Annotated in this window: 25 protein-coding genes; 15 read left to right on the top strand and 10 right to left on the bottom strand. The window is 40.2% G+C overall.

Features of this window, described 5'->3' with window-relative positions; all coding sequences use genetic code 11:
* Both KK060_RS22195 and KK060_RS22190 read left to right on the top strand, forming a co-directional pair.
* Nucleotides 1-953: glycine--tRNA ligase (locus tag KK060_RS22195; protein ID WP_254156776.1), on the top strand; the 953-nt coding region annotated here is incomplete at its 5' end.
* A 2-nt stretch (nucleotides 954-955) separates the two neighbouring features.
* Entirely contained in the window at nucleotides 956-1,756 is an 801-nt protein-coding gene (locus KK060_RS22190; protein WP_254156774.1) for a zinc-dependent peptidase, read from the top strand.
* 11 nt (nucleotides 1,757-1,767) lie between these two features.
* On the opposite strand, the gene KK060_RS22185 is transcribed toward KK060_RS22190, so the two are convergent.
* Complete coding sequence (locus KK060_RS22185; RefSeq protein WP_254156766.1) at nucleotides 1,768-2,079, bottom strand: hypothetical protein; 312 nt, start codon at nucleotides 2,077-2,079, stop codon at nucleotides 1,768-1,770.
* A 145-nt stretch (nucleotides 2,080-2,224) separates the two neighbouring features.
* On the opposite strand from KK060_RS22185, the gene KK060_RS22180 reads away from it, so the two are divergent.
* The 5 genes from KK060_RS22180 to KK060_RS22165 all read left to right on the top strand — a co-directional run bounded on the left by KK060_RS22180 (nucleotide 2,225) and on the right by KK060_RS22165 (nucleotide 5,095).
* Nucleotides 2,225-2,527 carry a DUF1330 domain-containing protein gene (locus KK060_RS22180; protein WP_254156764.1) on the top strand — a complete coding sequence of 101 codons (303 nt, stop codon included), beginning with the start codon at nucleotides 2,225-2,227 and terminating at the stop codon, nucleotides 2,525-2,527.
* 314 nt (nucleotides 2,528-2,841) lie between these two features.
* A complete protein-coding gene (locus KK060_RS25300; protein WP_367397534.1) occupies nucleotides 2,842-3,105 on the top strand; it encodes a type II toxin-antitoxin system RelE/ParE family toxin in 264 nt (87 codons plus the stop codon).
* Between the two features lie 88 nt (nucleotides 3,106-3,193).
* On the top strand, nucleotides 3,194-3,949 hold the full coding sequence (locus KK060_RS22175; protein WP_254156762.1) for an arylamine N-acetyltransferase family protein: 756 nt from the start codon (nucleotides 3,194-3,196) through the stop codon (nucleotides 3,947-3,949).
* 89 nt (nucleotides 3,950-4,038) lie between these two features.
* A complete protein-coding gene (locus KK060_RS22170) occupies nucleotides 4,039-4,602 on the top strand; it encodes a Crp/Fnr family transcriptional regulator (RefSeq protein ID WP_254156760.1) in 564 nt (187 codons plus the stop codon).
* A 103-nt stretch (nucleotides 4,603-4,705) separates the two neighbouring features.
* The gene (locus tag KK060_RS22165) at nucleotides 4,706-5,095 is read left to right on the top strand and encodes a RidA family protein (protein ID WP_254156758.1); all 390 of its coding nucleotides are present in this window, start codon (nucleotides 4,706-4,708) and stop codon (nucleotides 5,093-5,095) included.
* A gap of 9 nt (nucleotides 5,096-5,104) precedes the next feature.
* Here the strand turns inward: KK060_RS22165 and KK060_RS22160 are convergent, their stop codons facing one another.
* The 4 genes from KK060_RS22160 to ribD all read right to left on the bottom strand — a co-directional run bounded on the left by KK060_RS22160 (nucleotide 5,105) and on the right by ribD (nucleotide 8,876).
* The gene (locus KK060_RS22160) at nucleotides 5,105-6,889 is read right to left on the bottom strand and encodes a MutS-related protein (protein WP_254156751.1); all 1,785 of its coding nucleotides are present in this window, start codon (nucleotides 6,887-6,889) and stop codon (nucleotides 5,105-5,107) included.
* Between the two features lie 6 nt (nucleotides 6,890-6,895).
* On the bottom strand, nucleotides 6,896-7,378 hold the full coding sequence (locus KK060_RS22155) for a GAF domain-containing protein (protein WP_254156749.1): 483 nt from the start codon (nucleotides 7,376-7,378) through the stop codon (nucleotides 6,896-6,898).
* 4 nt (nucleotides 7,379-7,382) lie between these two features.
* A complete protein-coding gene (locus tag KK060_RS22150; protein ID WP_254156747.1) occupies nucleotides 7,383-7,742 on the bottom strand; it encodes a cupin domain-containing protein in 360 nt (119 codons plus the stop codon).
* Between the two features lie 96 nt (nucleotides 7,743-7,838).
* Complete coding sequence (gene ribD / locus KK060_RS22145) at nucleotides 7,839-8,876, bottom strand: bifunctional diaminohydroxyphosphoribosylaminopyrimidine deaminase/5-amino-6-(5-phosphoribosylamino)uracil reductase RibD (protein WP_254156745.1); 1,038 nt, start codon at nucleotides 8,874-8,876, stop codon at nucleotides 7,839-7,841.
* Between the two features lie 78 nt (nucleotides 8,877-8,954).
* Here ribD and prmC point away from each other — a divergent pair, with 78 nt between their 5' ends.
* Nucleotides 8,955-9,812 (top strand): peptide chain release factor N(5)-glutamine methyltransferase, encoded by an 858-nt coding sequence (gene prmC / locus KK060_RS22140; protein ID WP_254156734.1) that lies wholly within the window; start codon nucleotides 8,955-8,957, stop codon nucleotides 9,810-9,812.
* 11 nt (nucleotides 9,813-9,823) lie between these two features.
* The gene (locus KK060_RS22135) at nucleotides 9,824-10,609 is read left to right on the top strand and encodes a Rossmann-like and DUF2520 domain-containing protein (protein ID WP_302180152.1); all 786 of its coding nucleotides are present in this window, start codon (nucleotides 9,824-9,826) and stop codon (nucleotides 10,607-10,609) included.
* Here KK060_RS22135 and KK060_RS22130 read toward each other — a convergent pair.
* The 3 genes from KK060_RS22130 to KK060_RS22120 are packed head-to-tail and all read right to left on the bottom strand — an operon-like array spanning nucleotide 10,578 to nucleotide 12,909.
* Nucleotides 10,578-10,937: a hypothetical protein gene (locus KK060_RS22130; protein WP_254156732.1), complete on the bottom strand. Its 360-nt coding sequence runs from the start codon at nucleotides 10,935-10,937 to the stop codon at nucleotides 10,578-10,580. The two genes, KK060_RS22135 and KK060_RS22130, sit on opposite strands and share 32 nt — an antisense overlap.
* 12 nt (nucleotides 10,938-10,949) lie before the next feature.
* On the bottom strand, nucleotides 10,950-11,639 hold the full coding sequence (locus tag KK060_RS22125) for a response regulator transcription factor (protein WP_254156730.1): 690 nt from the start codon (nucleotides 11,637-11,639) through the stop codon (nucleotides 10,950-10,952).
* Between the two features lies 1 nt (nucleotide 11,640).
* Nucleotides 11,641-12,909, bottom strand: coding sequence for a sensor histidine kinase (locus KK060_RS22120; protein WP_254156728.1), 1,269 nt, complete (start codon nucleotides 12,907-12,909; stop codon nucleotides 11,641-11,643).
* Between the two features lie 194 nt (nucleotides 12,910-13,103).
* Here KK060_RS22120 and KK060_RS22115 point away from each other — a divergent pair, with 194 nt between their 5' ends.
* From KK060_RS22115 to KK060_RS22095, 5 genes are all read left to right on the top strand, one after another.
* Complete coding sequence (locus KK060_RS22115) at nucleotides 13,104-13,517, top strand: DUF1573 domain-containing protein (protein ID WP_254156726.1); 414 nt, start codon at nucleotides 13,104-13,106, stop codon at nucleotides 13,515-13,517.
* Nucleotides 13,518-14,072: 555 nt separating this feature from the next.
* On the top strand, nucleotides 14,073-14,642 hold the full coding sequence (locus tag KK060_RS22110) for a YeeE/YedE family protein (protein ID WP_254156724.1): 570 nt from the start codon (nucleotides 14,073-14,075) through the stop codon (nucleotides 14,640-14,642).
* Between the two features lie 10 nt (nucleotides 14,643-14,652).
* Nucleotides 14,653-15,162, top strand: a complete 510-nt coding sequence (locus KK060_RS22105) for a DUF6691 family protein (RefSeq protein WP_254156722.1) — start codon at nucleotides 14,653-14,655, stop codon at nucleotides 15,160-15,162.
* Nucleotides 15,163-15,350: 188 nt separating this feature from the next.
* The gene (locus KK060_RS22100; RefSeq protein WP_254156720.1) at nucleotides 15,351-17,417 is read left to right on the top strand and encodes a cation-translocating P-type ATPase; all 2,067 of its coding nucleotides are present in this window, start codon (nucleotides 15,351-15,353) and stop codon (nucleotides 17,415-17,417) included.
* Nucleotides 17,399-17,857 (top strand): cation transporting ATPase C-terminal domain-containing protein, encoded by a 459-nt coding sequence (locus KK060_RS22095; RefSeq protein ID WP_254156718.1) that lies wholly within the window; start codon nucleotides 17,399-17,401, stop codon nucleotides 17,855-17,857. The genes KK060_RS22100 and KK060_RS22095 overlap by 19 nt, the downstream gene beginning before the upstream one ends.
* Before the next feature lie 140 nt (nucleotides 17,858-17,997).
* On the opposite strand, the gene KK060_RS22090 is transcribed toward KK060_RS22095, so the two are convergent.
* Nucleotides 17,998-20,340, bottom strand: a complete 2,343-nt coding sequence (locus tag KK060_RS22090) for a TonB-dependent receptor (protein WP_254156716.1) — start codon at nucleotides 20,338-20,340, stop codon at nucleotides 17,998-18,000.
* An 886-nt stretch (nucleotides 20,341-21,226) separates the two neighbouring features.
* On the opposite strand from KK060_RS22090, the gene KK060_RS22085 reads away from it, so the two are divergent.
* Entirely contained in the window at nucleotides 21,227-22,303 is a 1,077-nt protein-coding gene (locus KK060_RS22085; protein WP_254156714.1) for a hypothetical protein, read from the top strand.
* 185 nt (nucleotides 22,304-22,488) lie between these two features.
* On the opposite strand, the gene KK060_RS22080 is transcribed toward KK060_RS22085, so the two are convergent.
* Nucleotides 22,489-23,006, bottom strand: a 518-nt coding sequence (locus KK060_RS22080; protein WP_254156712.1) for a hypothetical protein, incomplete at its 5' end; no start/stop codon positions are given.

Genomic DNA, 23,006 nt, shown 5'->3' with positions numbered 1-23,006 from the left:
TGATGTTCTCTACCGAGATCGGTTCGCTTGCAGATGAAGCCAACAAGATTTACCTCCGCCCTGAAACGGCACAAGGTATATTTGTAAACTTTCTTAACGTTCAGAAAACAGGAAGGATGAAAATTCCTTTTGGTATTGCGCAGATTGGGAAGGCCTTTAGAAATGAGATCGTAGCGCGCCAGTTTATTTTCAGGATGCGTGAGTTTGAACAGATGGAGATGCAGTTTTTCGTGAAGCCGGGAGAAGAAATGAAGTGGTATGAGTACTGGAAAGAAAAGAGAATGCTGTGGCATAAAGGACTTGGTCTAGGTGATGAGAATTATCGTTTTCACGATCACCTTAACCTGGCGCATTATGCCAATGCAGCCTGTGATATTCAGTTCAACTTCCCAATGGGCTTTAAAGAACTTGAAGGAATACATTCGCGCACTGACTTCGACCTGAAGAATCATGAGAAGTTCTCAGGAAAGAAATTGCAATACTTCGATTCAGAAGACAACCAGAATTATATCCCTTATGTAGTTGAAACTTCTGTTGGTCTTGACAGGTGTTTCCTTTCTGTACTCGCAAAATCGTATAAGGAAGAAAAACTGGAAGATGGAAGTGAGCGCGTGGTGTTGAGAATTCCTCCTCCGCTTGCGCCTGTTAAGGTGGCTATTCTTCCCTTAGTGAAGAAAGATGGTTTGGCGGAACGTGCTGCGGCCATCATGAACGACCTGAAGTATGACTTACGTTGTTTCTATGAAGAGAAAGATGCTATTGGTAAGCGCTACAGAAGACAGGATGCTATAGGTACACCGTATTGCATTACCGTAGACCATCAGACTTTGGAAGACAACACTGTTACTATTCGTGATAGGGATACAATGAAGCAGGAACGTGTAAGCATCCAGGAGATTAAGCCTAAGCTTATCGAGGCCTGCTCTATAAACCGACTTCTCCGGAAGTTTTAATAATGTTTTCCTATGGTGTAGTATTAGCCATTGTACTGATCCTTATTTTTCAGCATAGAAAGCGAATAAGGCGAGGCTACGGTTATGCTACACGAGCTACGGCTCCGCTAAAGACATATGTTCTCCCTGTACCTCAACAGTACAGGGATATTCTACAGAAGTACTTTCGCTATTACAGAAATTTATCAGACAAGAACAAGGCACGCTTTGAACTGAAGGTGACAAACTTCATTTATGGAAAGCGTTTCATTCCCAGAAATGTAAGTCACGTTCCTGTTGAAGCTAAAGTGCTGATAGCTGCATCGGCAGTGCAGCTAACCTTTGGGTTACCCCATGTCTACTTACGGCACTTTAATAAGATCCTCGTTTATCCCAACAACTATTATTCATCCATTACAAAACAGTATCACAAGGGTGAGGTGAATCCCAAGTATGGTATCATTGTGCTTTCATGGCAGGCATTTGTAGACGGATATATTAATCAGACTGATTCAACCAATGTAGGACTTCATGAAATGGCCCATGCCCTGCGCCTTGAGAATATTGTTCGCTATGAGAACTCACGATATCTGAATGAAAATGCCCTGGAGCAATTTGATGCCTGGGCAAAAAGAATATGTGCATCAACAGAGCCTAATACTTTCTTCAGACCTTATGCCTGTGTTAATGTTCACGAGTTTTTTGCTGTGGCCGTTGAGAACTTCTTTGAAAGACCAGCGCGCTTCAGCGAGGAGTTGCCGGAACTGTACAGTATTATGGTGAAGCTGTTGAATCAAAATCCATTGGAGATGAAACAGCTATAGGTTATAGTTGATCAAAGCTGACAAAAGATTTCTTTCATTGCTTTAACATCTTTGCTGTAGTACGGACCAGGCTTCGTGAAATGTTCATTAAGAAGTATGAGGGAACTCACCTTTGCCAGTTCAAACAATTGCTCGGGTCTGCTTCCACCTTGCAGAAGGTGAAGTCTTGCAACTTCTTTTTCCGCAGTGCTGATGCCGCAACATTGGGGTTCGCCGATACGTAGTTTGTCATTGTACATAAATTGAATGCGCTGTTTGCTCTTAATGGCGTTGCATATAAGATTTCGAAGGTTGAGAATGTTATTCGTATCAACTGTATTCATAGAGCATGTCAACTGCTTAATCCTAAACTAGTGAAAATGTTCCTTTCTTTAAGATATAAAATCTATAGCTAATACTATTCCTGATGCCATCCTTAATGATGGAATTACTATCTTGAATAGCAGATACATCTAATCTCAGCATGAAATGATTTACATCACACAGCTCATTTACATTGTTCCTGGACAGGAAGAAACATTTGATCAATTTGAAGAGATAGCAATCCCGATTATTAAGAAATATAACGGTAAACTTTTATTCCGGATTAGGCCGGAGGCAAGTGCTTATGTAGAACATACTATAGAAGCCCCTTACGAAATTCACTTGGTTGAATTTGACATCGAGCAGGATTTCGAGAGATTCAAACAAGATGAGGAACGAAAGGCGTTTTTGCATCTTAAAGAACAATCGATAAGGGAGTCTATTTTAATACAGGGAAGTAAACGCTGATTAGGAAACTTAGAGCCTTTATTTTAAGACGACTGCCATAATTGCCGAAAGCTAAATTGAATTCTGATTTTGCAGCCTTTTTTCTAAAAGGTAGCTAAAACCGTGGTAAGGCCATCCTAAACCCTAGCTATATCCTTTGTATATCCTCCCATTTTCAAGCCTTTTTGTCAGAAAACGGAATTAAATTTGGTGTTGCGAATTACAGGGCATCGCGAGTCTGTAAGGATAATCCTGCCTCACCTTTGAAGAATGATCAGGCCGTCAAAGAGATTGATGAATGGCTAAGCAAGTAGTCTGGTCGCTCAGAGCGCAGTTTGATAGAAAAGAAATTCTTGACTATTGGAGACGAGAATAAGTCAAGCGTTTATAGCAAGAGGCTTGACCAATTATTCAGAGGGTCAATTAAACTAATTGTTGATTTTCCTCAAATTGGGAAGCCCACCGATGATGCAAATACGTGTGTTAAGATCGTTAAGGATTATCTTATAATTTATGAGGAAACGGAAACTCAAATATTAATTCTCTCCCTTTGGATACTAGGCAAGATCCAGATAAACTTAAAGGAATTAACAAGTTAAGTTGACAACTTGTCTAATAACCTTGAAAAAATACGAAAGACAATAATAACAATTCCCTTACTTTCTTAACAAAGCTCTTCTCTCCATCATGGATAAGAACTGTTATCTCAGAAGAATTGGTGTCCCTGAAAAGGCTATCCGTATTGATGACGCGACGTTAATTCAGCTTCATGAAAGTCATGTTTTCAATGTTCCTTTTGAAAATCTGGATGTTCATTACAAGCGAATCTTTGATTTAGAACCACAAAACGTATATAACAAAGTAGTAGCAGAATCAAGGGGCGGTTTTTGTTATGAGTTGAACAGCCTGTTTAATTGGCTCCTTTGTGGTCTCGGGTTTAAGAGTAAAATAATTTCAGCAAGGATTTTTGACGATGCAGGCGGGTTAGGACCAGAGTATGATCACATGTCAGTCTATGTAGAAACAACGAAGAAGTTCTTGCTCGATGTTGGCTTTGGTGACCTGTTTATAAAACCGCTTGAAATTAAGAATGGTATTCAGACAGATGGAAGAAGTTTCTTTAAGATAGAAGAACTCGGTGAAATGAACTATCTGTTATCAATGTCTTCAGATGGGACAGATTTTCATAAAAAGTATACTTTCAATTTAACTGATGTGACGATCGATCGGTTTCATGATATTTGTTTCGATAAGCAAACCAACCCAATGTCATACTTTGTCAAGAATACTGTTTGTACAAAACCTACAACGGCAGGTAGGGTTACGTTGTTCAATGATAAGTTGGTTGAAAAGAGAAATGGTGAAAGGCTTGAAAGGGTTATAGGTAGTGACGAAGAATTAAGGTTGGAATTGAAAGAGCAGTTTGGAATTGTAGTCAGGTGATAATGGGGCCTTAATGTATGCGTTTCCCTCGCCCTAAAAAGATTAACATCAATTGGGCAATAGCACTGACTTGTATATCTTTCTGATGTATGCAGGATAAGTTAAGACAACACATAGAGAACGTAGTAGCGCTAGCGGATGATGAGTTTGATTTTGTGCGTTCGCACTTTATCAGTAAGCGTTTTGAAAAACGTGAATTCCTTTTTCAGAAAGGAGAGCGTGTGCCTTATGTTTATTTTGTAGTCTCAGGGTTGTTGATGTTGTTGTATAACGACGAAGCAGGGAAAGAGCATATTGTTTCATTTGCCATGGAGGAGTGGTGGGAGAGCGATTTTCAAGCCTTCCTTGCGCAGACCAATGCAGCATTGTCTTTACAATGTCTTGAAGATACGACCGTGCTTTGTCTTTCTTTAGAAGGTTATGAGAAGTTATGTGCCGGACTTCAAAAGATGGAGCATTTCTTTTTAAAAAAGGCAAATGGTGGTCATGTTGCATCGCAGCAGCGCATATTGTCTTTCCTTGCTTCCGATGCCAAGGAACGGTATGAACAACTTCTTAACCGATATCCTTCCCTTATTCAACGGGTGCCTAAAACACTGCTAGCTTCTTACCTGGGTGTTTCGCGCGAAACGCTGAGCCGGCTTTCACGTTAGTTTGTTTTCATGTTTTTTGTAATTGTGATGTATGTCACATCATGTTACTTGCGTTCTTCGCAGCTTTGCAGTGTATAACTAAAACACAAACTAACGTAAACACATGGAAAAAAGAATAGTTAATCCCTGGCAATGGCAGGATGAACGCGGCTATGTTCAGGCTGTTGAAGTAAAACAGGTGCAAGGAACGTTGTACTGTGCCGGCCAGGCTGCCGTTGATGTCAACGGGCAATCAAGTACAGAAGATATGAGAGTTCAGCTTATTCAAGCGATACAAAACCTTGAACAGGTGATAACGGAAGCAGGCTATGAATGTAAGAACATTGTACGGTTAAATGTTTATACGACTTCGTCAGCCGAGCTTTTTAGGTGCTTTGATGTCTTCCAGGATTGGGTAGCTAAGTATGGTATGAAACAGGCTTCTACTCTGCTTGAAGTAAAAGGTCTTTTTGAAACGTTGAAAGTTGAACTGGAAGCTACGGTGGTGAAATAGAATTCGTATTTAAACCGGTATAATTCCCATCTTCTTCATCAGGAATGTAGCATTCATTTTTTGAGCGAGGCCTCGCTTTAACTTATAGTCAAATGAAAGTTGATCATTAATGATGGTTGGCTCAAAGCAAAAGTTCCTGATTTTTGATGGGTACTCATGCTCCAGATCGCCCAGTGCAAGATCATGCGTAGCAATGAGTACCAGGCTTGGGTAATCAATAAATTGTTTTACCAGTGCAATAGATCCTGCCTGCTTATCGGTTGAGTTCGTTCCTTTAAGAATTTCGTCGAGGAGAATGAGGAGTTGTTTTCCTTCCTGCAATTCATCAACAATAGATTTCAGTCTGTTCAATTCAGCATAAAAGTAGGATTGGTGGTCGCGCAGTGAGTCAGCCGTGCGCATACCTGATCGGATATCAATCAATGCACAGTTAAAGCGTGTGGCACATACAGGAGATCCGGTCAATGCGAGCACTACATTAACACCCAAGCTTCTTAAAAAAGTACTCTTACCTGCCATGTTTGCCCCGGTGATGATCATGATCGATTGGGCTGCATCCAGGTGGACGTCATTAGATACACTCTCATCCCGCAGTATTAGCGGGTGAGACAGTTCCTCCGCTTCCAGTTTTCTTTCTGCGTTAATCTCAGGAAAAACAAAATGCGGATTGTTGAAAGCAAGTGTGCCAAGACTACAAATAAATTCCATCTCTTCAATTGTATTGAGCCATTGCTCCAGGTCTGCTGCATTTTCTTCTTTCCATTTCTCGAGACGATAAACGGATTGTAGGTCGTACATGAGTACACCATTAGTAAACAGTGTTGTCATAATGTTTGATCGTGCATTGAGTGCGCCAACCAGTGAAGCAAGCTTCTTCACTTTTACATCGGCGTTCTTGGCTTTCTGTTGCAGGTCTTTCATTAACACGGAAGAGAAATCGACGTTCTGTATTTTGCTTAGAAGCGTTGCGTATTTATCAAGTATATTTTTCTTCTTGCTAATATATTCGTGAAAGGCATTGATCTTTTTGATATGAAATCCCAGGAATGTGAGTTGCGCGAAAACTGCCAGCCAGAAAAATCGTGAAGCCCCATCGATAATAAATGAGGTGATCAGTAGTAAGATTGTTACTACCGGGAAGATTGTAAGCACGCCTTTGTAAAAGGATTTGCCGTAAAGAAATGGCTTTTGTTTTACCCATTCGCGTAACTGTATCCGGTCGTGAGCCTGTTCTTCAACCTGCATGCCACTGGCCTGCATCTCATGCCTGAAATCCGTTTTAGCTGAGACATCAACTACTGCCTGCTGATGTAAAACAATTTTGTCTTTTGTTTCAAATCGGTTGGCAAGGCGGTAAGCCAATAATTTTTTACCGTTAAGCGTGCTGCATCGGTTTACAAACTGAAAGAGGGAGCCATCACCAAAGATATCGAGGTCGTGCGTATAGGGGTGATGTGTATGAATAAAGACCTTGCCATTATCAAAGCAGGAGTAATCTCCTTTTAAGCCTTGTAACTCATTCAGTTGAACGGTGATAAGATTTTGGAGGTGTATTTTCTCATCAAAAAGTCTGCTGTGGTTGTGGACAAGAATGACAAAGATGAAAAGAAGTACGGGCAATGCATATAGCAATGCGTGGTATGTTAGACCAAAGTAAAGCGCAAGAAGAAATAGCAGTGCGACACCGAGCCTTATATTTGAAACAACATTTATTTTCTTGCTTACACTGCTTAACGTGATAGTTAGCTTATCAGCCTTCGACTGATAGAACGCTTTCAGCTCTTTACTGGCCATGTTTTCTTATAGCAATCCTCCTACAATGTTCATCAACTTTTCCAGTTCTTCCTGATCGGTTGTATCAAAATCATTTAGCTTGTCACTATCCACGTCAAGAACCAAGACTACCTCATTGTTCTTAAATCCGGGTACAACAATCTCAGATTTTGAAGCTGAGCTACAGGCAATGTGACCAGGAAACTCATCTACATTAGGTACCAGTATGGTTTTCTTTTCCTTCCAGGAAGTGCCGCATACACCTTTGCCGAAGTTGATACGCGTGCAGGCGATTGGTCCCTGAAATGGCCCCAGCACTAATTGATTGTCTTTAACAAGGTAAAATCCTACCCAAAAGAAATCGAAGGTTTGTTTAAGCGCTGCAGCAATGTTGGAAAGATTGGCCACAACATCTTTCTCATCGGCAACAAGGGCTTCAATCTGGGGAATAAGTGTTTTGTATTTTTCTTTTTTATCTACTGACGTAGCAATGATAAGTTCTTCAGCCATGATCTTAAATTTTCTCTAGTTCTTTACGCGTTCTTTCATTTTCTAAATTACCTGTGTTTAGTGTTGATGCAGGCTCAAATAATAACATCTCTACTTCTTCTTCTGCTATCGGCTTATGTTCGACCATTTTTGGAACAATAAGAAATTCACCTTCGTTGATTTCGACAGTTTTATCGCGGAATTCCATTTTTAATTTTCCCTTGATAACCAAAAACAGTTCATCTTCATTTTCATGATGGTGAAACATAAATTCACCTTTTATTTTAACAGCCTTAACGTGCTGGCCATTAAGTTCTCCGATGATTCTCGGATTCCAATGATCGTGAATTAAGTTTAACTTTTCACGAATATTTACTTTTTCCATAAGAGTTGGTTTTTGTGCCGAAATATATGGAGAAACGTAATTTGCTTTAAATTAGTTAACGACTTTGGTGAAAAGATTGGAAGTGGTTATCCATAGCTATGCACTTATTATTTTGAGTGTATCAGCTTTTAATTTTATCTCCTGCATCTGTTTACCTTTTATATGCGGTGCTTCAATACCATTTTGGAAATGAATGGGAGAATAGAACACCCGGGCTTCATCCCAAAGGTTAGCATCGATAAAAGCCTGAAGTGTTTTAGCACCGCCTTCAACAATAATAGATTGAATTTTTCGCGTACAAAGGTCTTTAACCACCTCTTCAATAAATTGCCCTTCACCTATTTTGGCAAAATGAACATTCTCCTTGGTCTTTTCTTCCTTCAGGTTATAGCATATTGTGCGTTGTGGTCCATTAAACAAGTTTAGGCTGCCGGGGAGTTTTAAAGAACGATCGATAACTACTCTTACAGGATCACGGCCAGTCCAATCACGCACGTTTAGTGTTGGATTATCATGAAGGGCTGTTGATGAACCAACCAGGATGGCGTCTTCTTCAGCGCGCCACTTATGCACAAGTTGTCTGGAATATTCATCGCTGATCCACTTGGAGTCATAATTCTCCCGTGCAATAAACCCATCGGCCGTTTGAGCCCATTTTAAGATAATGTAAGGACGCTTCTTCTCAACAAAAGTAAAGAACCGTTTATTGACCTCCCTTCCCGCTTCTGCCAGTACATTTCTGGTTATTTGGATGCCTGCAAGTTCCAATTTTTCAATTCCTTTGCCAGCCACAAGAGGGAAAGGATCATCATTGCATATAACAACGCGTTTTACATTTTCTTTAATGAGTAAGTCAGCACACGGAGGTGTTTTGCCAAAATGAGAACAAGGCTCGAGCGTAACATAAACGGTACTTTCTTTTAAAAGACTTTTGTCAGCCACTGAATTAACAGCATTAACCTCAGCATGGGCCTCTCCATATACCTTGTGCCATCCTTCGCCAATAATCCTGTCATCATGAACGATGACGCAGCCTACCAATGGATTAGGGCTAACAGCGCCGCTTCCAAGTGTTGCCAGCTCAAGGGCACGCTGCATATATAATTGATCTTTTTGTACTGATAACTCCGTCATTGAACGTCTTTAATAATCCCTTGGTTAAAGGACCTATAGTGATGTAAACATGCTTATGTTTGCAAAGATTAATAAGCGATGAAGAATTCCAAAGCTCTGTTCCAGGAAATAGTAAACGATATAACAGAATATGATCGGGAGGAGGCACAATACATAGCATTGCTCTTGCTGGAGCATGTTTTAGGATTAACACGTACGCAGCTTTTAGCCGAAAAGCAAATAGAATCAACACCAGGTCAGGAGGCTTTACTTAAAGAGGCTGTTGAGCGGTTAAACAGGCAAGAACCTATTCAGTATATTTTAAAGGAGGCAAGCTTCTTCGGCAGGAAGTTTATGGTTAGTCCTTCTGTTCTTATACCCAGGCCCGAAACAGAGGAGCTTGTACTTACTGCTATTAATCACCTAAAGTCAAAAGATGTTGCTACCCCAAGGATTCTGGATATAGGAACAGGCAGTGGTTGTATTGCCATTACCCTTGCCTGTGAAGTTAGCAACGCTCAACTATACGCTTCGGATATAAGCCATGAAGCACTTGCAGTGGCAAAAGAAAACGCAACAACACTTGGCGCAAACATTGATTTTATTTACCATAGTATTCTTAAACAACCTTTGCCTTACGCCTTCTTTGATGTTATTGTAAGCAATCCACCGTATATAACTGAAATGGAGCAAGCTGAGATGAGTAGCCATGTACTAAACCATGAGCCCCATCTGGCTTTGTTTGTACCAGACGATGATCCTCTCATATTTTATCGCGCTATAGCGAGAGAAGCAAAAACTGCGTTGCGTTATGAAGGTCTGCTTGCTGTTGAGATCAATTGGCAATTTGGCAAAGAAGTCGCTTTGTTGTTTGAGCAAAATGGATTTGCAAAGGTTGAAATAGTGAAAGATATTTCAGGTAAGGATAGAATAGTAAAAGGAGTAAAGGAACTTTAAGTGGAATCACAATGAATGTATCAATTATCGGATCAGGGAATCTTGCGTGGCATCTTGCTCCAGCACTTGATAATACTGACTTTGCTGTAAAAGAGGTTTATAGTCATAATCCTAAAAATGCAGAAGCTTTAGCAGAAAGACTTTATGAAGGTCAGGTAAAAACATCGCTTGATTTCTCTCTGAGTAAATCAAAGATTTTTGTTATCTGCGTTTCAGATGATGTTATCCCGGAAATTGCACAACAAATTGTTTTACCCGATGATGCTATTCTAATCCATACTTCGGGAAGTCAGCCTTTAAGTCTTTTAGGATATTCGCCTACTGAAAATATTGGTGTGTTTTACCCTTTGCAGACTTTTACAAAAAGCAAGAAAGTAGATTTCAGTGATATCCCCATTTTAATTGAAAGTGAAAACGATTTTACTGAAAAGGCCTTGATGACAATGGGTAAAGCAATCAGTAAAAAGGTTTTAAAGATCTCTTCCGAGAGCAGGAAGGCGGTGCATGTGGCTGCGGTATTTGCCTCCAACTTTACCAATCATATGCTTACGCTTTCGCATGAAATTATGAGGGAAAGCAACCTGGACTTCGATCTGCTTAAGCCACTTATTGCAGAAACTGTTAATAAAGGTTTAAGTATCGGACCTGAACGATCTCAAACCGGCCCTGCGAAAAGAGGTGACCTTGAGATACTGGATAAGCACATGGAGTTCCTGAAAGATAAGGAGGAAGTAGCTGAAATGTACAGAATTATCAGCCAGGATATTATTGATCGTTACGCTCCTGAGGAGGACTAGCTTTTCTTCGTCTCCAGCTTCGACCAATCACAATCATAGGCGCAAGGGCTGCAACCATCAGTACAAAACTAATGTAATCATCAAATGCTTTCAATACTTCACCATTAGTAATAGTTGCAGAAGCATAGAGAAAGATTAGTCCGGAGAACATAGGGATAAGAGAGCCTATAACATAACCAAAAGCTCCCTGGCGACGCAACCTTTCTCCATTGGCTATTTTTTGCAGGAGTGATATTGTTAGCGCGATAATGAACACCAGTACGCCAATGACGATAAGTGCAATACAAATAAAGGCACCAAAGACCCCGAAGAAACTGATGTCAGACATGATGGTGTAAAGTTATCTTACTTCAAGTCTGAATCCGACGCCGTGATAGTTTACAATTTGAATGGCGGGATCGTCTTTCAGGTATTTACGAAGTTTGGAAATAAATACATCCATGCTTCTTCCCATAAAATAATCGTCGTTACCCCAGATCTGAGTCAAAATTTCTTCGCGTTTGAGGACACGATCTCTGTTTTTATAAAGTAGTTTAAGAACCTCAGCTTCTTTCTGTGTCAGTGTTTTTTCTGAGTCGTTTTTTCTTAGCACTAGGTTATGAGGGTCAAACTCGTATCCTCCCAGGTGGTATATTTTTTCATTCACTGCTTCTGCTGGAACCGTACGTCTTAAAAAAACCTCCATCCTGCATATAAGTTCATCGAGGCTAAAAGGCTTTATAATGTAGTCATCCGCGCCGGTTTGAAACCCTGTTAGTTTGTCTTCCATCATGGCCTTTGCTGTAAGGAAGAGAATAGGTATTTCTTTATTTCTTTCGCGTATGGAACGCGCTAATGAAAAGCCATCTTTTTTAGGGAGCATTACATCGAGGATACAAAGGTTAAATGCTCTTTCTTTGAAAACTGATTCGCCTTCGCTGCCATCTTTACATAAGGTAACATCATAACCTTTTACTGAAAGGCTATCTTTGATTACAAATCCAAGATTTGGATCATCTTCAACAAGCAGGATCTTCTTCTGACTTTCCATTTTATTGACTTATGGGTAAGTAAACCTTAAACGTACTTCCTTTATTGAGCTCGCTTTCTAGGCGAATGGTTCCTTTATGGGCTTCAACAACAGTTTTTACATAATTAAGGCCAAGCCCAAAACCTTTTACATCATGCACATTACCGGTAGGCACCCTGTAAAACTTTTGAAATATTCTTTTCTGATTTTCAGCACTGATACCTATTCCATTATCTTGTACCTCTATAATAACATTTTTTCCGGAATTAATTGTACGGATAATGATATGAGGTGTTTCTCTGCAATACTTAATGGCATTATCAATAAGGTTATTAAGCACGTTGGTTACATGAAGTCTGTCACCTTCAAGATAATGCTGCGATGCTTCTAGTTCTGTGTCTATAATACCACCTCTTTCCTGCAGTGCGTGAGATGTGTTTTTAATAGCATCAGTAATGATGTGATTAATGTCAAGGCGTTCCTTTTTCAGGCCGATATCTTCTTTGTCAAGTCGCGCCATTTGTAATACACGTTCAACATGTTGCTTTAACCGCGAGTTTTCTTTTTCGATAATAGTAGTATAGTTCAGCAGGCGTTCCGGCTGTTTTATAATATTCGGATCTTTTAGTACTTCCGCAGATAAGGCTATGGTTGAGATTGGAGTTTTGAACTCATGCGTCATATTGTTGATGAAATCCTTTTGGATCTCGGAAAGCCGTTTCTGTTTCAGGATAATGAATAACGTATAGGCGAAGAATATAATTACGATTAAAAGAACAAAGCTGGAAAAAGACCAGATGCCGAGTTGGTTGAGGAGGTGGGCTTCACGATTAGGGAATTGTACGCCGAAGTAATAGGCGTAGTGATTCCATGTTGGTAGTTTTTTATTCGTTACTTTTTCTTTGGATGAAAGCAGCGGCACGTAGTCGCCATACTTCATCTTCTCTTTGGCGCAGTCATAAATGCCGTACTCAAAATCCACCAGGATGTTTCTTTTCTCAAATTCCGACTTAAGCAGGAATTCAAGCAGCCTCGCATCAACATCACCATTTACCATTACGATAAAATAGTTGGTCGATATCTGCTTTACTGGATTAGCTGTTGGCGGTGGCGTATTGTTAATATCGAAAATCTTATAAGCGACATTAAAAAGCGAAGCATTAACTGTTCTTTCGAACTCCGCTTCTTTCAGGTCGAAGGCCCTTCTTACCCAGTACAGCTGGGTAATGGTAATACCAATAATACATAAGGCACCGAGAATAACTACGAATCGGATTGTTGAGCTTTTCACAACTTAAAATTACGAAAATCAGTTGGCACTTAAGTCTTTTAACATCTTGTTAACAATCGACAGTAGCTATTTTAGAATTAACAGACCTTTAACATCATTTAGATTTTTGTTAACAGCTTTTTGTTTTACACTCCTGCATCTTTGAATCGTTCGAACACAACACCAAAATTTTCAACCTTAAAATGTAAAATGAAATGAAGAAATTAATTCTAACACTTGCAGGACTAGCTATAGTAGCTGTCGTCATTACACAAAGCATCGCTTTTAATAACAAGCCTTCAACAACAGGAGCAGACGAAAGCGCCATCTTTTCATGGAAAGCCACCATACATGATTTTGGTAAAATAAAAATAGGCGTGCCGGTTACACACCAGTTCTCTTTTATCAATAGTGGTAAAACTCCCCTGGTCATAACCTCGGTGCAGGCATCGTGTGGTTGTACGGTTACGTCTTATTCTAAAGATGCCATTGCGCCTGGAGCTTCTGGTTATGTAACAGCTACCTACAATGCTGCAAAGGCAGGTCAGTTCACAAAGTCGGTATCTGTTAATGCCAATACAGAAGAGGGATTGGTGCAGCTTACTATTAAAGGGGAAGTTGTTGATTAGGGTAAGTCATAAGGCAAGGATAATTAGACAATTGACAATGAATCAATTGACAAAGTCGAAGAACTGGGTCAAGATTTTAGTCAGAAAATCAGGCGATGGGCAAAAAGCAATAGGCAAGAAATAGGGTAGTCATAAGTCAAAAAGTAAGCCGGCACGTGGCATCCTAGGTGCATAGTAAAAGAATTGGAAAATTTTTTTGATCGCCGGGGTAGTCTAACAATCCTTAAACAGGCACGCATTATCTGGGGAAACGGGAATTTGCCCGGAAACACAGTGTAGCTACGGGAAAACGGCTTGTTTTCGGTGGTTTTCCTGTAGCTTCCGTGTAGCGTGCCTGTAACTACAATGTTGAATTAGTAGGGAGGTAAAGGGCAGCAGGCAAGGGAATTTGCGAGTTGACAATAGGCAATTGATAATGCGGTGCGGTAGCATTAATGCCAACGGTCAGTAGTTAATTGTTGGTCAGTAATATGGGTTATATTATTATCGCTATTCCCATATGCTGAAATTGTTTGCTTCAAATTCTTCCTGGCAAACAATTAGCTTTACAATGTTATGTTAGAAATTATTCGTCAGCCCTGGCCGTGGTACGTAGCAGGTCCATTAATAGGCCTTACAGTTCCTGCATTGTTATTGATTGGTAACAAGCATTTCGGAATATCATCTTCACTAAGACACATTTGTGCTGCATGTATTCCGGCAAATATTTCGTTTTTTAAATATGATTGGAAGAAAGAAGCATGGAACCTGTTTTTTGTTGCAGGTATATTGCTTGGCGGCGTTGTGGCCTCTCAGCTATTAAGCAATCCGGATCCGATAGTAGTTTCACCAGCAACTACGCAGGCGCTGGAAGCATTGCATATACCCGTTGATAACAACCTGATGCCTTCTGCAATTTTTAGTGTTGAGAACCTACTGAACCTAAAAGGTCTGTTCTTTTTTATTATCGGGGGTTTCCTGGTTGGTTTCGGAACACGTTATGCCGGAGGTTGCACTTCGGGTCATTCCATCATGGGGCTTTCAACTTTTCAATGGCCATCACTGGTAGCAACTTGTTGTTTTATGTTGGGAGGCTTTGCTATGGTGCACCTCGTATTTCCCTGGATCATGTCAATTATTGCATAAGAGAAGCGTTATGGATAATAAAATAAGAAAACCTATTACGACTATTCATTCATCGCTTCCTGAAGAATGCGAGGCACCGAATAATCAGATGGAAAAGGAAAGTTTAATCACCTCAAACCTGAAGTATCTCATTCTGGGTGTGCTTTTCGGAATAGTGTTCGTAAAGGCTGAAATTATCTCATGGTACAGGATCCAGGAAATGTTCAGGCTACATTCTTTTCATATGTATGGAGTAATAGGCTCTGCAGTTGTTGTAGGGATGATTTCAGTGTGGCTTATCAGGAGATTTAACATCAAGACCATGAAGGATGAAACAGTAGTATTTCATGAGAAGAAATTTCATTGGGGTAATGTTATTGGAGGATTGATCTTTGGATTGGGATGGGCGTTGACAGGCGCATGTCCCGGACCACTCTTCGCACAAATAGGAAGCGGATTTATTGTTGTAATCGTTACGTTACTGAGCGCCATTGCAGGCACATGGATGTATGGGTTGCTAAGAGATGGATTGCCGCATTAAAGAAGACGAAGTAGCACTTCCTGTTCACCCTTCATACGTTCGTTTCATTTAATGATGTGACTGTACATACAGGAGTATTTATTTTATCTAAACCCAAAACGGCAATATATAGTTCTTTTACAAGGCTCTAGGCAATTGATTTTTCCTATTTTGTAAATATAATATAACGCAGATAATCTAAAGTTAATTTGAGAACTCAGGTTGATGTAATCGTTGAGAAGTCCGGAATCAGAGGTTTAACTACGGCTGCGGTATTAGAATCGCGGAAAAGGCACGGCAGGAATGAAATAAAGGAAAGTAAGAGTCACTTCTTAACTGTTGTACTGGACGTGTTAAAAGAACCGATGCTGATCCTTCTGGTAGTTGCAGCGTTGATTTACTTTTTAACAGGTAATACCAGTGATGGTATCTTCATGATATCTGCAATCTTTATGGTTACCGGAATCTCTCTTTTTCAGGAGTCGCGGAGCAAAAGAGCGTTGGATAAACTTCGGGCTTTGACACAACCGCTTTGCAGAGTCATTAGAGATGGTAAGATTTTAACGATTCCAAAAGAAGAGCTTGTTGTAGCGGATTATATGATCGTTGAAGAAGGTACTTCTATACCGGCGGACGGGCGAGTAGTACAGTCCAATGATTTTGTAGTGAATGATTCTATTTTAACTGGTGAGTCTCTTCCTGTTGAGAAGGACAACAAAATCAACAATAAGGTATTTCAAGGATGTTTGGTTAGCGGTGGTTTGGCTATTTGCGAAGTAATTGCTGTTGGAGCCGCAACAGCTCTTGGCAAGATTGGTAAAACAATAGAATCAATTGAAAAAGGAGAAACACCGCTCCAAAAACAAATCGGCAATTTTGTAAAGAAGATGGCCCTCGCAGGCATTATTGTCTTCCTGATCGTTTGGTTAATAAATTTTTCACGCTCTTTTGATTTGTTGGAAAGTCTGCTCAAGGCGCTAACACTTGCGATGAGTATTCTTCCCGAAGAAATCCCAGTAGCATTTGCAACCTTTATGGCTCTTGGAGCATGGCGACTCACGAAGTTAGGCGTTGTTATTAAAAATACTTCTACAGTAGAAACGTTAGGAAGTGCCTCAATCATTTGCCTGGACAAAACGGGTACGATTACTGAAAATCGCATGCAGTTAACTAAAGTGTTTTCACTTGCCACGAGGTCTATCCATGACAAGGATGATGCACGTGCTCATGAAATTATCACTGCGGCAATGTGGGCAAGTGAACCAATCCCTTTTGATCCAATGGAGGCAGCGCTTCATGAAGCTTATGCACGAACTTCTGCAACTGACCAACGGAGTAACTTCAGAATGGTACATGAATATCCGCTTGCAGGCAAACCTCCGATGATGACACATGTTTTTGAAAATTCATCGGGTGTGCGAATCGTGGCGGCCAAGGGCGCCCCTGAAGCCATAGTAAAGGTGTCGCGCTTAACTTCCGAACAAGAGGCGAGCATTACACAAGCACTGGCGTCATTAGCTGGCGAGGGTTATCGCGTGCTGGGTGTAGGTGTTAGCAAGGTTGAAGGTGATGCATTTCCAAAAGATCAGCAACAATTGTCCTTTTCCTTCCTGGGGTTGGTCGCGTTCTATGATCCTCCAAAAGCAAATATTACCGATGTTTTCAATGCCTTCTATCGTGCAGGTATGCAGATCAAAATTATTACAGGAGACAACTCCGCTACAACCTCTACCATAGCGCGCCAGATAAACTTTGCTGGTTATGATAAGGTAATCAGTGGCGATGAACTTATAAGTTTTTCTGAAGACATTCTCAGGCAGAAGGTAATGGAGTACAACATCTTTACCCGCATGTTTCCTGAGGCAAAACTCAGAATAGTGAATGCATTAAAAGCAAATGGACATGTGGTTGCAATGACAGGAGATGGTGTTAACGATGGGCCAGCGCTTAAAGCGGCCCATATCAGTATCGCGATGGGCAAAAAGGGTTCAGAGATCGCCAAGGAGGTTTCATCTATTGTATTAACTGATGACAACCTTGCCCGCATGATTGATGCCATAGCAATGGGCAGAAAGATCTATACTAATTTGAAAAAAGCAGTTCAGTACATCATCTCTATTCACATACCTATTATTCTTACGGTGTTTATACCGCTTGTTCTAGGGTGGGCTTATCCTTCTGTTTTTACGCCTGTGCACGTGATCTTCCTAGAACTGATTGTGGCCCGACCTGCTCTATCATTTATGAAAATGAGCCAATGGAAAAAAATACAATGATTCAAAAACCGAGACCTTTTAGTACCACTTTTTTTAGTACGCAAGAACTGAGTTTAAGTGTTGTACAGGGCCTTGCAATAACGCTTGGCACGTTATTTATTTATCAGTTTGCCTTTCAAAATTATAGCAGTGAGTTAATAACAAGAACGATGGTATTTACTTCGTTAATTACGGCAAATGTTTTTTTGACCTTGGCAAATCGTTCATTTTATTATTCAATTGTTACTACTATTCGATATAAAAATGACCTGGTATTAGGAATCATTGGAGTAACCATTGTGCTGACAGCAACCTTTATCTACTACCCGCCTCTTTCTGGATTCTTCAACTTTACTTCTCTTACCTTGAGCCAGTTGGCGGTTGCCTCTTTAACAGGGTTTATTTCCGTAATATGGTTTGAAGTATATAAGATGTATAAGCGCAGGGAAACAATCAGGTAGATGCATAGTTCTAATTGCACGTTACTTCAGAATTATGCGCAGCATTTAACGAGAAGCGATTCACTAGGCTGACTATTAAATAAAAAAAGTGTGTGACTGCTAATGTCACACACTCATCATAATTACGCTTCAAAGATAAATCAGAACTTATAGCTTACCGATAAGCGATAGTTTCTGAGCGCTTCTGATTGCCAGAAGTAAAAATTGCTAGGAAGGAAATAGGAACCAGATATTAGTTCAGCATCGAAAATATTGTTTACGTTAAGGCCGATGCTTAATTTTTCAAACTGGTAAGATAATGCAGCATCAAATCTTGTATAAGATGGCATTTTTGAGTTAACGGTTGGGTAGTATGCCCCATACCAGTTTGTGCGATCTGCAGCATGTTGTACTCCCATTGCAATACCTAACCCTTTAACTACACCTAGAGGTACGCGGTAACTGATCCAGGCATTGGCAATATGTTTATCTGTGCCTGGTATCTGCCGGTCAACCATTGTCTCATCTGTATCTTTTGTTATTTTTCCATCTGTGTACGCGTAGTTCATCGTTACATTTAGACCTTCAACAATCTGTCCACGTATGTCAAATTCAAGACCTTGTGTTTGGGTTTCACCTATTTGTATAGAATAGTTTTGGTGTTCTGGATCACCCGTTAATACATTGTTTTTGGTAATCTGATACAATGATATAGTAGCCGTCCATTGCCCATTTAACCATTCTTTTTTTAAACCAACTTCCATGTTATTTCCTGTAAGTGGATCAAATGGTTCCTTTTCGAAATTGACACCAGATTGAGGTATGAATGACTGATCATATACGGCATAAGCACTAGTGTTGCTATTTATTGAATAACTGACTCCAAGCCGGGGTGTGAACTTATCTTTAATGGTGTTTTTTGCATAGCCATTATCGTCAGTGTTCGTATATCTGCCTGCCAGTGTCAGTCTTAATTTTTCATCAAATAGATGGAGTTCATCCTGGATATAAAGTGCTGAATACTGTGTGCTTGATACGGCGCCGCGTTCGCGTATATCTAATGAGCGGTCAAACACAGGATAAGCATTTCCAGGCACTGTGCCATACACAGGATTATATACATCAAAGTCGGTTGTGCCAATGAAGGTTCCGAATTGCCAGTAATCCTGAAATGAACTGTTATCACCCATGTCTATTCCTGCAAGAATACGATGCTTTATCTTTCCAGTTTCTACGTCTCCGTTAACAAAGAACTGTCCTACTTTTGCAGTTCCGAGAACATCCCAGTTATTCATGCCACGAACTAACACACCATTTGTAAAGCCTGCAGGCCACAAACTTTCACCTACCTGGTCGAAACGTTGATAAGCTATTTGTCCTGTAAACTTCCAATTGTCATTGATTCCATGTGAGAACGTGAGGAATAATGATTGATCTTTTGCTGTTGTTGCGCGCATGTTAGGTTCTAATGTCGTAAAGTCTGTTGGAAGATCTCCCAACTTGTTAGCAGAGTAGCTATAGCTGGAACCTATTGGAGACATTTTTACATGCTGAAGTGTATATTCTGCAGTAAGCGATGTATTTTTGTTGATCTGATATTTGATAACCGGGGCGATGGAAACACGGTCATTGAACTCATACGATCTTTGTGTTCCTTTTTGCTGACCCATTAAGTTCAGTCTGTAAAGTAATTTTCCATCTTTGCTGAGCTTGCCATCGAGGTCCAGTGTACCACGGTAGGTGCCATAACTTCCGATAGTCATGCCTACTTCTCCTTTGTTAACGCCGGTAGGCTTCTTGGTAACAACATTGTAAAATCCGCTAGGCTCACCTGCCGCGAGCATAAAACCTGCAGGGCCTTTAACGAATTCAATACGTTCTACCATGCTCATGTCCTCTGTTAACGGGCCCCAACTGCTGGTTACGTTCATGCCATTACGGAAAGAAGCAATACGGGCGCCTCTCATTACAATTCTTGCATAAGTCTCCCAGTGTTCTGATGCTGTGGCACCACTTACGTTGCGGATGATGCCTTCACGCATATCAAAGATCTGTTGATCTTTAATGACTTGTGCATTTACTACCTGTATGTTTTGTGGTGTTTCGATAAGCGGTGTTTTTAAACGCAGCGAGATAGACGGATAATCGCTCACATACTGACTAGGGTCGGCAGAAATTACTACCTCCTTTAGTTCCTGGCCGTCTTCTTCCAGCGTGAATGAAGCTTCAGTAGTCTGGTTGTCTTTTACATCAACAGTTTGCGTTTGTGTTTGCAGTCCAACAAAGCTGGCTACCAATGTGTAATTGCCTGGTTTTACTTTGGTAATCTCAAAATTGCCTTCTGTATCGGTAATGGTTCCTTTATTGGCGCCCTTCAGATATACGTTTACGAAAGATGCGGGCTGTCCGTCACTGGTTTTAACGCTACCCGAAACATTTCCGGTTTGCGCTAAAATGGTTCCTGTGCTAATCAGGAAAAAGAATAAGTATAAAATTCTATTCATCTGAATATTAATGGTTAAGGGTATAGATCAGAGGCTGCAAATATGGATGAGGAAACTGTAACTAGAGCAGGACTTTAGAACAATTCTAAGTAAAACCCTTTAGGCGGGTAGTGGCATACCCTCTGGAGGGTATCTGGATACTAAGGGAGGGTAGAGTGAGGGTGGCTTTGGGCACGGCGCAATAGGCAGTAGGCAAAAGCCAGTTGACAATGAATCAATTGATAAAACCATAGAACTGAACAGGAACTGGTCAGAAATGAGCCAGGTGGATATTCGTAATATCAATAAAACCGCATCTGAAAAGTGGGCAATAGGCATGGAATGGAGTTGACGGTTTATAACATGCAGCTGACAGTACCGCAAGTCCGGGACGAACGAGGTCTTCCGTATCTTCTTCAACGCTTAGCTGTAATTGACAGCATTACCCCTGCCTGTTTTCTTTAAATCTATTGGTCTAAACAGAGGCGGTCTGCTGATGGTTAAGATGCCTTGAACAGTAATTATTAGGTACGCTAAGTCGAGGCAAAGTCGAGGCAAAGTCGAAGCATGGTCGAAGCATCCTCGAAGCATCCTCGGGTGAACCTGTGGTTTGATTGGGGTTATAGAGGGGTAAAATGGACATTAGACATAAATTTATAATCGACTTGTTAATATACAGTTGACAAATGGGTAATGCGTAGCATAAGCAATGAGGGCGATTGAACTTCTCTATTGAGTGTTAAAAGGTGAAGCGTATTTCTTGTATAATTTTATCCATGAGCCCTACGATAGAACAATTCTAGCGCGGGACCTTATGATTATTCTAAAAAGATAAATTTTTGAATAAAAAATTGCAGTCAGTTTTATGGAATGCCGCCGGTTTAGCATCTCTCCTTAAAATATTAATATGAGGATTAACGTAATGCGGTATAAAGCAGTTTTTATTGCTCTTGTTGTATTCTCGATTCTTTCAACCGCATTGACGCAGTGTAAAACAAAGGAAGCACTTAAGAAGAAGGTTCCAGTTACTGACTTTGCTGCTGAATCGAAACGTTTAAAAAATTTAGTTACGAAGAACGTAACTCAAAGGTTCACTTTTAAGACGACCAAACAGATTGTAGCAAAGGGTAGTAACGGAACGGTGCTTACAATAGATCCTAAAAATCTAGAAACAGAGGTTGGCGGAGAGGTGATGGGGAAAGAGATCGGTGTTGAATTGATAGAACTTGCTAATCGATATGACTTAATAACAGCTGACGCTCAAACGATATCAAATGGGAAGCTTCTTGTTTCTGGTGGCGCTTATTGGATAAGGATTTCCTCGGAGGGTAAAGATCTCAAGATTAAAAAAGGTAAAAGTATAAAAGCGGAATTTCCTAAGTTAAGCGACGATGAAATGAAATTGTTTTATGGTCAAAGGGATTCCCTTGAACAAATGAATTGGCTAGAAACAAGCGTACTGTTGAGACAGCGTAATAATGCTAGCTCTATTGCCAGGTCAGAATTTAGTGTTATCGAGATCTCTTTAGATGACTTAGATACCATTTACTATAATGTTGAAACAACACAAACAACAGAGCAAGAATCGTTGGAAAATCAAAACCTTCGGAAGAAGTTATATCAAGCTGTTGAGCTCGAACAATTGGGATGGATAAATGTTGACAGATTTTATGAGATGACTAATAAAAGGGATTTACAATTTGCTTTTAATCCACAAGATAGTGTGACGAGTGCCATCGTTTATTTAGTGTTTGAAGACTTGAACAGCGTACTGACGACGACCTATTTTGTGGCCAATGACACCGTGCTTAATAATGTATTCCGACAAATTCCAAGTGAAGGCAAGGTGAAGTTGATTGGCGTAACCATAAAGGATAAGAAAATATTCGCTTCCCGCACATTGCTCGATTTGCGATCCAGGTCCGACATCGTGTTTGAATTAGCAGAAACGACTGAGGAAGGACTTATAAAGTTGTTTAATTAAACATGAAGATCGGAAAGCTAAATCAATAACTCAGACCAACCGATTTGGAAAATCAGGGAGGGAAGTGAACAAAGATATAATGGTTATTTATTGACATTATTTAAAAGATAAAAGTAAGGATGTGTGGACCCTAAGGTAGTCACAGATATGAACAGAGAGATAGCCATATGGAAATAGAATAGGGTTTAGTTAAAACCTTTTAAAAACTCCAATAATTTCATCTCCTTTTTTAAAATTCGAACTAATAAAAAGGCAAAGAGCGTTAAGAATCCGTAGCCACTTATTACACAATAAAGATACATACTATGTGACAGGTTAGTTTTGAATGCAGGAAGGAGCAAAGTAAATCCGATTACATAGAGAATGTAGATGGTGGGAATAAATACTGTATGAATCTTTTTTCTCCAGGCATAATACCCCTGCATTCTTGCACTAAATTCTGCGAGCGAGCTGTCTGGCCTAATCTTTACAAATCGTCTGGCACTTATCCACTCCAAAACTACCCGCGCTATCATCACCACAATCATCAAGGTTAATCCGATTGTTAAGCCATTCATCAGATAGGATTTCATAAAAATGAAATAGGTAATCAAGACGATGATCAAAAGGGATATAATGACAATAGTACCCCATTGACCTGCTCGTACTTTTCTTAAATGGGCTTCTCCTCTTTCCATTAACTCCTTTGCCGAAGTATTAACTG

The sequence above is a fragment of the Chryseosolibacter indicum genome (genome assembly GCF_018598585.1).
GTDB lineage: Bacteria > Bacteroidota > Bacteroidia > Cytophagales > Cyclobacteriaceae > Chryseosolibacter > Chryseosolibacter indicus.
Note: the sequence above shows the minus strand (reverse complement) of the source record. Positions and strands in the feature narration are given on the sequence as shown.

What these genes read in the sequence shown, in the direction of transcription:
- KK060_RS22190 (WP_254156774.1), top strand. Translation starts at nt 956, where the DNA reads ATGTTTTCCTATGGTGTAGTATTAGCCATTGTACTGATCCTTATTTTT.
- KK060_RS22185 (WP_254156766.1), bottom strand. Translation starts at nt 2,079, where the DNA reads ATGAATACAGTTGATACGAATAACATTCTCAACCTTCGAAATCTTATA.
- KK060_RS22180 (WP_254156764.1), top strand. Translation starts at nt 2,225, where the DNA reads ATGATTTACATCACACAGCTCATTTACATTGTTCCTGGACAGGAAGAA.
- KK060_RS22175 (WP_254156762.1), top strand. Translation starts at nt 3,194, where the DNA reads ATGGATAAGAACTGTTATCTCAGAAGAATTGGTGTCCCTGAAAAGGCT.
- KK060_RS22170 (WP_254156760.1), top strand. Translation starts at nt 4,039, where the DNA reads ATGCAGGATAAGTTAAGACAACACATAGAGAACGTAGTAGCGCTAGCG.
- KK060_RS22165 (WP_254156758.1), top strand. Translation starts at nt 4,706, where the DNA reads ATGGAAAAAAGAATAGTTAATCCCTGGCAATGGCAGGATGAACGCGGC.
- KK060_RS22160 (WP_254156751.1), bottom strand. Translation starts at nt 6,889, where the DNA reads ATGGCCAGTAAAGAGCTGAAAGCGTTCTATCAGTCGAAGGCTGATAAG.
- KK060_RS22155 (WP_254156749.1), bottom strand. Translation starts at nt 7,378, where the DNA reads ATGGCTGAAGAACTTATCATTGCTACGTCAGTAGATAAAAAAGAAAAA.
- KK060_RS22150 (WP_254156747.1), bottom strand. Translation starts at nt 7,742, where the DNA reads ATGGAAAAAGTAAATATTCGTGAAAAGTTAAACTTAATTCACGATCAT.
- ribD (WP_254156745.1), bottom strand. Translation starts at nt 8,876, where the DNA reads ATGACGGAGTTATCAGTACAAAAAGATCAATTATATATGCAGCGTGCC.
- prmC (WP_254156734.1), top strand. Translation starts at nt 8,955, where the DNA reads ATGAAGAATTCCAAAGCTCTGTTCCAGGAAATAGTAAACGATATAACA.
- KK060_RS22135 (WP_302180152.1), top strand. Translation starts at nt 9,824, where the DNA reads ATGAATGTATCAATTATCGGATCAGGGAATCTTGCGTGGCATCTTGCT.
- KK060_RS22130 (WP_254156732.1), bottom strand. Translation starts at nt 10,937, where the DNA reads ATGTCTGACATCAGTTTCTTCGGGGTCTTTGGTGCCTTTATTTGTATT.
- KK060_RS22125 (WP_254156730.1), bottom strand. Translation starts at nt 11,639, where the DNA reads ATGGAAAGTCAGAAGAAGATCCTGCTTGTTGAAGATGATCCAAATCTT.
- KK060_RS22115 (WP_254156726.1), top strand. Translation starts at nt 13,104, where the DNA reads ATGAAGAAATTAATTCTAACACTTGCAGGACTAGCTATAGTAGCTGTC.
- KK060_RS22110 (WP_254156724.1), top strand. Translation starts at nt 14,073, where the DNA reads ATGTTAGAAATTATTCGTCAGCCCTGGCCGTGGTACGTAGCAGGTCCA.
- KK060_RS22105 (WP_254156722.1), top strand. Translation starts at nt 14,653, where the DNA reads ATGGATAATAAAATAAGAAAACCTATTACGACTATTCATTCATCGCTT.
- KK060_RS22095 (WP_254156718.1), top strand. Translation starts at nt 17,399, where the DNA reads ATGGAAAAAAATACAATGATTCAAAAACCGAGACCTTTTAGTACCACT.
- KK060_RS22090 (WP_254156716.1), bottom strand. Translation starts at nt 20,340, where the DNA reads ATGAATAGAATTTTATACTTATTCTTTTTCCTGATTAGCACAGGAACC.
- KK060_RS22085 (WP_254156714.1), top strand. Translation starts at nt 21,227, where the DNA reads ATGAGGATTAACGTAATGCGGTATAAAGCAGTTTTTATTGCTCTTGTT.